Below are 8,557 nucleotides of genomic sequence, written 5' to 3'. Positions count from 1 at the left end.
TACATCACAATAAATGATCTGGTTCTCTCTGTGATTGTTATGATTAGGATCCAGATATAGAATAAGGAGACAACCTTTATGTTAATCGGAATTCCAAAAGAAATTAAAAATAACGAAAACCGTGTCGCCCTCACACCTGCTGGTGTCCATAGCTTAGTTTCTCGTGGACATCGCGTCCTCATCGAAACAAATGCTGGTCTTGGTTCAGGATTTACTGATGCTGACTATCAAAAGCAAGGAGCTGAGATTGTTGCTACTGCTGCTGAAGCCTGGGCAGCAGAGTTAGTCGTGAAAGTAAAAGAACCACTAGGTTCTGAATACGGATACTTACGCGACGATCTTCTCCTCTTCACCTACTTGCACATGGCCGCTGCGCCAGAATTAGCAGATGCTATGTTAGCAGCAAAAACAACAGGAATTGCCTATGAAACTGTTCGTGATAATCAAGGACAACTACCACTCCTCGTTCCTATGAGTGAGGTTGCTGGTCGTATGGCTGTTCAAATCGGAGCTCACTTCCTTACTAAGCAAGCTGGTGGTTCTGGTGTCCTACTAGGTGGTGTGCCGGGTGTTCCAAAAGGAAAAGTAACCATTATCGGTGGCGGTGTCGTCGGGACACATGCTGCCCGCATCGCCCTCGGACTTGGTGCTCAAGTGACTATTTTAGATATCAGTGCGAAACGTCTCTCAGTGTTAGAGGAAGTCTTTGGGAACCAAATCCAAACTCTTATGTCAAATTCTTTCAACATTGAAGCCAGTGTGAGAGATGCTGATGTGGTAATTGGAGCGGTTCTTATCCCTGGTGCTAAAGCACCGAAATTGGTGACAGATGAGATGGTCAAACAAATGCGTCCAGGCTCTGTCATCGTTGACGTAGCCGTTGACCAAGGTGGCGTTATCGAGACAGCTGACCGTGTGACCACGCACGATGAACCCGTCTATGAAAAACACGGTATTCTCCACTATGCCGTTGCCAATATCCCTGGTGCAGTTGCTCGTACCTCTACTATCGCCCTAACCAATGTCACTCTTCCTTATATCGAAGCTTTGGCCGGCAAAGGATTCGCACAAGCAATCTCTGAAGATGAGGGCTTGCGTCAAGGTGTGACCACTTATCAAGGTTACTTAACTAGCCTCCCAGTTGCTCAAGGACTCGATAAAGATCATACGTCTATCGACGAACTTGTTTAAAGCTAGACACTCATTAAAAAAGAGCAGTTCACATCTGAACTGCTCTTCTTTTGTTATTCTGTCTCTTCCTTCTTTTCTTCAACCTTAACTGGAGCTGGTTCATAAGCTCGGATAATCTGAGCGACAACTGGATGACGAACCACATCCTTGGCTGAAAAATGAACAAAGTCAATTTGGTGAATGTTCTTGAGCTTTTCTTGGGCATCAATCAAACCAGACTTGACGTTACGCGGAAGGTCAATCTGGCTGATATCTCCATTGACAATCATCTTCGAATTAAAACCTAAACGCGTCAAGAACATCTTCATCTGCATGATAGTCGTATTTTGCGCCTCATCGAGAATGACAAAAGCATCATCCAAGGTCCGTCCACGCATATAGGCAAGGGGCGCGATTTCAATGATTTCACGCTCCATGAGACGGGTGGTCTGGTCTTTGCCGAGAATCTGATACAAGGCATCATAAACTGGTCGAAGGTAAGGATCCACCTTCTCCTTGAGATCACCCGGAAGGAAACCTAGACTCTCACCTGCTTCCACTGCTGGACGAGTAAGGATAATCCGCTTGACCTGCCCACGTTTAAGGGCAGTCACTGCCAAAGTCACTGCAAGAAAGGTCTTCCCTGTCCCTGCAGGCCCAATTCCAAAGGTCACATCATGCTGTTTGACACTGTCCACATAAAGTTTTTGGCCCAAGGTTTTGACACGGATAGGCTTCCCAGTATTATCCTTGATGATTTCTTCTTCGTAAAGGGCGACAAACTTGTCGATTTCATCGTTTTTAACCATATTAATCGCTGTCACCACATCTGGCGTTCCAACGGTCATTCCACGATTCACCAAAACCATCAAGGCTTGGATAACCTGACGGGTTTCCTCACATGCAGCTTCTTCTCCCAAAACCTGCACAATCTCCGTACGGGCATGAATCACCACATCGAGCTCTTCTTCCATCAAACGAAGATGGCGTTCATTGGAACCAAAAAGATGAAACAGGTCATCTGGATGACTCAGTTGAATGTCTATTGAATGTTCCTTCAAATAAAGAACCTCTCTAATCCATTTATTTCTTTTTATTATAGCAAAGAGAACAATAAAATACTAGCCTCATCTCATTGTCTCTAGTGTTCTAAGTATTCTTGCCAGATGGCGTCAAAGTCTCCTAAGTTAAAAGAGAAACTGGCATGTTCCTCCAAAAAGCGACTCACCTCATCAAAATCATCCGTGTGTTTTGGAAAAGCTGACTCCTCAAAAGCGAGATCTGCCAAGATGGCTTTTGGGCTATTACTTTTCGGATTTCGCTCGGTCATGAGCCAAGTGTAAAATGATTTTCTCAATTCTTTCTCCTATCAAGACTTTTTTGATAAAACTTTTCTGATTCTTGAAAATTACTGGACTTAGCCTCTGAAACGTAGTGGTTTATAAAATCCGTTTTCGCATCTGTATAGGCGTCTCGATTGTGTTCAAATTGTTTCCACAAACTGAGTTTTAATTCCTGATACGCTTGGGCAATATCTGGATGCTGGCAGAGATAATCTCTAAAATAAATCTCGTCATGATCTCCCGTCATTCGCAAATGTAAATGAAAAACTTTCTCAGCAAATCCCTGCTCTGTATAGCCTTTATTTAGCGAAATCCTGTTAGGACTCTCCGACATCACTAGCCAACCATTCTTCACCAATAAATCCCTGACTCTTGCTAAATCCTCTTTTCTACCTACTTCTAACAGAATATCAACGATATTTTTGGCCCAAATATTAGGGATAGCAGTGCTACCGATATGTTCTATTCTTTTAATAACATTTGCACCCAATATTTTTATTAGATTTGCTTTTTCTAATTCATACCAGTCTTTCCACTCTAACTTGTGCTCTACTAGAAAAATCGGAAAAAGTTGCCAGAGTTCCTCTAAACTCATTTCTTCAAGTTTCTTTATCATGTCTATAAGACCTAAATCAACTCTGTACCAAACTGGTCTTGCTTGATTTTGCCAGCCTTCATCAAACCACCGAGTGCTTTCTTGAACTGACCTTTAGAAATGCCAAAGGTTGCTTTGATGTCCTCAGGAGAAGACTTATCATTCAAGGTCATGAAACCGCCATTGCTTTCCAAGTAGGTCAAAATCATCTGGGCATCATTTTCTAACATCTCAAAGGAACGTGGTTTGAGGGATAGGTTCAGAGTTCGGTCAACCTCGCGGAAACCAATGACACGCGCATCTAACACTTGCCCCAAACGTGGCTCTGCGTAGCGCTCACTTGGGTGAATAAAACCAAGCATGTTATTCTCTGGTAGATAGACAAAGGTTCCTGACAGCTTGAGACGATATACAATGGCTGGCCAGTTTTGGTTCTGCATGTTGTTGTAGGCAGGACGAGCCAGACGTTGGAAGTCTTCCTGATAAGCCAAGAGTCCCCAGATTCGGTCTTTCTTGTCCACTTCAAGACGGATGTAGAGTTTGTCGCCCTTCTTAGGCCAGAGTTCCTTGAGCTCAGGTAGGATATCCAGTGACACAACGATTTCTTTATCAGGTAGACCGGTATCAACAAAAACACCCAAGTCCTTACGAACTTCCGTTACGGTTCCCCAACCAAATTGGTCCTGAGTGGCAGTCACTTCTAAGGTTGTTAGACGGAGTTTTTGCTTCATATCCGTGTAGGCAAAACCTTTGACCGTATCCCCTACTGTATGTTGGCCTTCTTCCTTGACAAGGGCGTAAGTCTGACCATCCTTTTGCACAAAGTAAAAACGGTCATTTTCATCGATGATGAGTCCAACGATAAAACTTGCAAGATTTGTATTCATATTTCCTTCTTTCGAATAAAACTCAGCCAGCAATGCCAACTGAGTTTTTCTGTTTATTTTTAGACTTCCAAGATTTCTTTTTCTTTATTGGCAGTCATGTCGTCGATGTGTTTCACAGCGTCGTCTGTTACTTTTTGAATCTCTTTTTCAAGAGTCTTCAATTCGTCTTCAGTGATTTCTTTTGCTTTTTCTTGCTTTTTAGCTTCATCCATAGCATCACGGCGGATATTGCGGACAGCCACTTTAGCATTTTCACCGACCTTCTTCACTTCTTTGGCAAGGTCACGACGAGTTTCCTCTGTAAGAGCTGGGATAACCAAGCGGATCACAGAACCGTCATTAGCTGGTGTAATACCAAGATCAGAAGCGTTCAAGGCACGTTCGATGTCTTTCAATGAAGACTTGTCAAATGGCGTTACCAACAAGACACGCGCTTCTGGAATGGTGATAGAAGCGATTTGGTTGAGAGGAGTTTCTACTCCGTAGTATTCAACAAAGACACGGTCCAGCAAGCTTGCATTGGCACGACCAGCACGGATACCACCAAATTCACGAGCGAGTGATTGGTGAGACTGGGCCATTCTCTCTTTAGCTTTTTCTACAATTGCGTTAGCCATAATTTTCTTATTCCTTTTCTTCGATATTGTTTGAAACTGTTGTTCCGATATTTTCACCAAATACGACACGTTTGATGTTGCCTGGTTGGTTCATGTTGAAAACAACCAAGTCAATGTCGTTGTCCATAGAGAGGGTTGAAGCAGTTGAGTCCATGATACGAAGACCTTTGTTGATAACATCACGGTGGGTCAATTCTTCAAACTTAACGGCTGTCTTGTCTTTCTTAGGATCGGCATTGTAAACACCATCTACACCGTTTTTAGCCATCAGAATGGCATCTGCTTCAATTTCAGCTGCACGAAGAGCCGCTGTTGTATCTGTTGAGAAGTAAGGTGAACCAATTCCGGCACCAAAGATAACAATACGCCCTTTTTCAAGATGGCGAAGGGCACGTCCACGTACGTAAGGTTCTGCAACTTGTTGCATAGAAATAGCTGTTTGAACACGCGTGTCTACGCCAACTTGTTGCAATGAATCTGCCATCACAAGAGCATTCATAACAGTCCCAAGCATTCCAGTGTAATCTGCCTGAACACGGTCCATTCCTGCTTCTGCAGCAGGTTCTCCACGCCAGAGATTTCCTCCACCAATAACAAGGGCAATTTCGATCCCTAGACTATGAACTTCTTGAATCTCTTTTGCAATTTTTTGAACTGTTTGGATATCAATCCCTACGCCACGTTCACCAGCAAGGGCTTCACCTGATAACTTGATTAAAATACGTTTATACTTGGGGTTCGCCATTTTTACTCTCCTTTTTTCATCCTACCTATTTTATCACAATTTCTAAGATTTTTATAGTACCATGAGCAATTCTTTGAAAAAAATTAGACAGTTAAAAATTCCTCTAAATCAGTAAGAGCACGCTCTGCAATTTTTTCATAACGAGCCTTCTTATCACGGATACGCTCGCCTTCCAACTCCTTGATAATACCGAAGTTGACATTCATGGGCTGGAAGTGTTTGCTGTCCGCATGGGTGATGTAATGCGCTAGACTTCCAATCGCTGTTGTCTCTGGGAAAATAGCCTCGCTTTCTCCCTTGAAGAGTCGAGCTGCGTTAATACCTGCAACCAAGCCTGATGCTGCTGACTCAACATAGCCTTCCACACCCGTCATTTGACCAGCAAAGAAAAGGTTTAGTTGTTTCTTAGAACGGTAAGTCTGTTCAAGAAGATTTGGTGAATCCATATAAGAATTGCGGTGCATGACCCCATAACGGACAAACTCAGCATTTTCAAGACCTGGAATCATTTGGAAGACACGCTTTTGTTCTCCCCATTTGAGGTGGGTTTGGAATCCAACGATATTGTAGAGACTACCAGCCGCATTATCCTGACGGAGTTGGACAACCGCATAAGGTGTTTTAAATTCTCCATCACGAGGGCCTGTATAGTCATCTGGATACTCCAGACCAACTGGTTTCATAGGGCCATAGAGCATGGTTTTAATGCCACGTTTTGCCATGACTTCGATAGGCATACAACCTTCAAAGTACTTTTCTTTTTCAAAAGAATTGAGCGGAGCTTCCTCGGCATTGACCAAGGCTTCATGGAAATCCATAAACTCTTGCTTGGTCATAGGGGCATTGAGGTAGGCCGCCTCTCCCTTGTCATAACGAGACTTAAGATAGACCTTGCTCATATCAATAGTATTGACATCAATAATAGGCGCTGCCGCATCGTAGAAATAGAAGCCATCGCCATCATTAAGGGCATGAATCTTCTCAGCTAGGGCATCGCTGGTCAAAGGACCAGTCGCTACAACCGTAATAACATCCGTCGGCAATTCTGTAATTTCATCACGAACTACTTCAATCAGAGGGTGGTTGGCTACTTTTTCGGTTACCATCTGAGAGAAACCATCTCGATCCACCGCAAGCGCCCCACCTGCAGGAACACGTGTAGCCTCAGCAGATTCCAAGATGACCGAACCCAAGCGACGCATTTCTTCCTTGAGGAGCCCAACAGCATTGGTCAAAGCATCCCCACGAAGAGAATTGGAACAAACTAACTCTGCAAAATTGTCTGTTTTGTGCTGAGGTGTTGACTTGACACCACGCATTTCATAGAGCTTAACTGGAATACCACGTTCTGCGATTTGGTAGGCAGCTTCAGACCCCGCTAAACCTGCTCCGATAACATTGATATAAGATTGAGACACGACACTAATACCTCTTTGGGTGGAACATCCGTCCATATCCAAACAAGCCCCTGGATTGTTTGACACCCACAAATCTTTCTAATTTTTCTTTTACTAGTATAACAAAAAAAGGGAAGAAGGCAAACTTCCCTGTTTATTCGTTGGATTGTTTCTCTTCCCAATCGTGGTAGGCAGCGTAGAGCTGGCTTTTATTCCACTGGTAGTGTTTTGCGACTTCCTTAATGGCTTGATTTTTCTTCATGCCTTGCTGGATACGTGCTTGGATTTCTGAAAACAAGTCCTCCTCATCCTTTTCCTCCACATCCTGTCTGGCACCTTTAACGATGAGAAGGCATTCACCCTTGAGTGGCGTTTCAGCGATGCTTTCTAACAATTCAGAGATCTTTCCTCGTTGGTATTCTTCATAGATTTTGGTCAATTCTCTAACCAAGACCACCGAGCGGTCGCCGTAAACTGCTAGCATATTTTCCAATGTATCCGCCACACGATGGGGCGATTCATAGAAAATCTGAGTTTCAGGATAGCCTTTTTTTGAGTCGAAAAATTGCTTTTGCTGGCCTGATTTTCTCGGTAAGAAGCCGTAAAAGATATGTGGTTGTGGCGCCAATCCGCTAGCAATCAAGGCAGAAATCCCTGCAGAGGCACCTGGAACTGTGACAACAGCAATATCTTCTTCGATGGCTACCTTGACTAAATCATGCCCAGGGTCTGAGATACTGGGCAGACCCGCATCGGAGACCTGAGCAATACTTTGCCCTGCTTTCAGGAAACCAATCAAATCAGGAATTTTTTCCTTGGCATTGTGCTCATGAAAACTGATCTGCTTTGTCGAAATATCAAAATGCTTGAGCAAGAGACCAGTATTGCGCGTGTCCTCAGCAGCAATCCAGTCCACTTCTTTCAAGGTCTGGATGGCACGAAAGGTCATATCGTCTAGATTGCCAATCGGCGTTGCTACAAGGTAAAGCTTGCCATAGGGAGAATGTCCCTTAAAACTTTTTTGAATCTGCATGCTTACTCCCTATATAACAACTCATCACAGAACATACATTCCTCGTCCTGCTCGCGGCGTTGGCCGTAAAAATCATTACATACGTGAAACCCGTCCTTATAGATTCGACGGACGCTTTCACGAACATGCTTGGCCTTGACGGGAGCATCTGCTTCCACCTCACCTAAGCGTTCGCGCAACTTACTATTTTCTAAACGAAGAGCTGTATTTTCTTCTACCAAGCTCTTGAGATTTTTCTTGATGGCTTCCACATCGGCCAAGGTCACCAATAACTGTTGGGAAAAATCGTCCAGCGCATCAAATAATTCTTTCTTATCCATAAACCAGCCCTTTCCTTTCTTTATCCTTCATTGAGTTTATATTTCTTTCAAGACTAGATATTCCATGGCATTTTGAAAGCTGACATTAGCCTGCCACATTTTTCTAGCTTCTAGCAAATTTTGTAAAATCTGTCGTATTCTTGCTTGCAAGAGATCCTGACCACAGAGGACTTCGAGGATTCGCAAGATCTGATCTTGTTTTTCCTTGTCATCTGCCAAGCTGGTTAATTTGGCTACCTGCAAATAACTCTCTTTTTTCTTGGCTACTAACCAAGTCAGCAGGCGCTCACTTTCATCCACCAAGGTCCAAAAACTTGCTTGGTTTGCCAGTTTTTCTGCTTCAGCACGCGATTGACTAAACTGAGCTAAAAGAGTCGCTTTTTTCTTGACCAGACCTGCTTGTTCTAATTGATGGATGAGCTTTTCTTCTTGCTTTTTAAAGTGAAAAAT

The 8,557-nt window shown here is 43.5% G+C and carries 10 protein-coding genes and 1 pseudogene; 1 reads left to right on the top strand and 10 read right to left on the bottom strand.

All coding sequences use genetic code 11. The features are described 5' to 3' along the window. Positions 1–78 precede the first annotated feature (78 nt). Positions 79–1,191 (top strand): alanine dehydrogenase, encoded by a 1,113-nt coding sequence (ald, locus tag SORDD24_RS06990; RefSeq protein ID WP_061409009.1) that lies wholly within the window; start codon positions 79–81, stop codon positions 1,189–1,191. A gap of 53 nt (positions 1,192–1,244) precedes the next feature. Here ald and SORDD24_RS06985 read toward each other — a convergent pair whose 3' ends face one another. From SORDD24_RS06985 to SORDD24_RS11725, 10 genes and pseudogenes are all read right to left on the bottom strand, one after another. Further along, entirely contained in the window at positions 1,245–2,231 is a 987-nt protein-coding gene (locus tag SORDD24_RS06985) for a PhoH family protein (protein ID WP_061409006.1), read from the bottom strand. An 80-nt stretch (positions 2,232–2,311) separates the two neighbouring features. Continuing rightward, positions 2,312–2,527, bottom strand: a complete 216-nt coding sequence (locus SORDD24_RS06980) for a YozE family protein (RefSeq protein WP_001232084.1) — start codon at positions 2,525–2,527, stop codon at positions 2,312–2,314. Beyond that, a complete protein-coding gene (locus tag SORDD24_RS06975; RefSeq protein ID WP_061409003.1) occupies positions 2,524–3,129 on the bottom strand; it encodes a GrpB family protein in 606 nt (201 codons plus the stop codon). Before SORDD24_RS06975 ends, SORDD24_RS06980 begins: the two co-directional genes overlap by 4 nt. 11 nt (positions 3,130–3,140) lie before the next feature. Continuing rightward, the gene (gene cvfB / locus SORDD24_RS06970; RefSeq protein ID WP_049489399.1) at positions 3,141–3,995 is read right to left on the bottom strand and encodes an RNA-binding virulence regulatory protein CvfB; all 855 of its coding nucleotides are present in this window, start codon (positions 3,993–3,995) and stop codon (positions 3,141–3,143) included. Positions 3,996–4,054: 59 nt separating this feature from the next. Continuing rightward, entirely contained in the window at positions 4,055–4,612 is a 558-nt protein-coding gene (gene frr / locus SORDD24_RS06965; RefSeq protein WP_061409001.1) for a ribosome recycling factor, read from the bottom strand. 7 nt (positions 4,613–4,619) lie between these two features. Continuing rightward, positions 4,620–5,357 carry a UMP kinase gene (pyrH, locus tag SORDD24_RS06960; protein ID WP_000002990.1) on the bottom strand — a complete coding sequence of 246 codons (738 nt, stop codon included), beginning with the start codon at positions 5,355–5,357 and terminating at the stop codon, positions 4,620–4,622. An 83-nt stretch (positions 5,358–5,440) separates the two neighbouring features. Continuing rightward, a complete protein-coding gene (trmFO, locus tag SORDD24_RS06955; protein ID WP_061408998.1) occupies positions 5,441–6,775 on the bottom strand; it encodes a methylenetetrahydrofolate--tRNA-(uracil(54)-C(5))-methyltransferase (FADH(2)-oxidizing) TrmFO in 1,335 nt (444 codons plus the stop codon). Positions 6,776–6,908: 133 nt separating this feature from the next. Beyond that, positions 6,909–7,787 carry a 16S rRNA (cytidine(1402)-2'-O)-methyltransferase gene (gene rsmI, locus SORDD24_RS06950; RefSeq protein WP_061408995.1) on the bottom strand — a complete coding sequence of 293 codons (879 nt, stop codon included), beginning with the start codon at positions 7,785–7,787 and terminating at the stop codon, positions 6,909–6,911. A gap of 2 nt (positions 7,788–7,789) precedes the next feature. After that, positions 7,790–8,107 (bottom strand): DNA replication initiation control protein YabA, encoded by a 318-nt coding sequence (gene yabA / locus SORDD24_RS06945; RefSeq protein ID WP_000358227.1) that lies wholly within the window; start codon positions 8,105–8,107, stop codon positions 7,790–7,792. A 36-nt stretch (positions 8,108–8,143) separates the two neighbouring features. After that, a pseudogene (locus tag SORDD24_RS11725) lies at positions 8,144–8,557 on the bottom strand (DNA polymerase III subunit delta'); the annotation flags it as partial.

The organism is Streptococcus oralis (assembly GCF_001579175.1).
GTDB classification, from domain to species: Bacteria; Bacillota; Bacilli; order Lactobacillales; family Streptococcaceae; genus Streptococcus; species Streptococcus oralis_O.
This window is presented reverse-complemented; position numbering and strand designations above follow the sequence as displayed.

Coding starts and splice junctions, on each gene's coding strand:
- ald (WP_061409009.1), top strand. CDS start 79: ATGTTAATCGGAATTCCAAAAGAAATTAAAAATAACGAAAACCGTGTC.
- SORDD24_RS06975 (WP_061409003.1), bottom strand. CDS start 3,129: ATGATAAAGAAACTTGAAGAAATGAGTTTAGAGGAACTCTGGCAACTT.
- cvfB (WP_049489399.1), bottom strand. CDS start 3,995: ATGAATACAAATCTTGCAAGTTTTATCGTTGGACTCATCATCGATGAA.
- frr (WP_061409001.1), bottom strand. CDS start 4,612: ATGGCTAACGCAATTGTAGAAAAAGCTAAAGAGAGAATGGCCCAGTCT.
- pyrH (WP_000002990.1), bottom strand. CDS start 5,357: ATGGCGAACCCCAAGTATAAACGTATTTTAATCAAGTTATCAGGTGAA.
- rsmI (WP_061408995.1), bottom strand. CDS start 7,787: ATGCAGATTCAAAAAAGTTTTAAGGGACATTCTCCCTATGGCAAGCTT.
- yabA (WP_000358227.1), bottom strand. CDS start 8,107: ATGGATAAGAAAGAATTATTTGATGCGCTGGACGATTTTTCCCAACAG.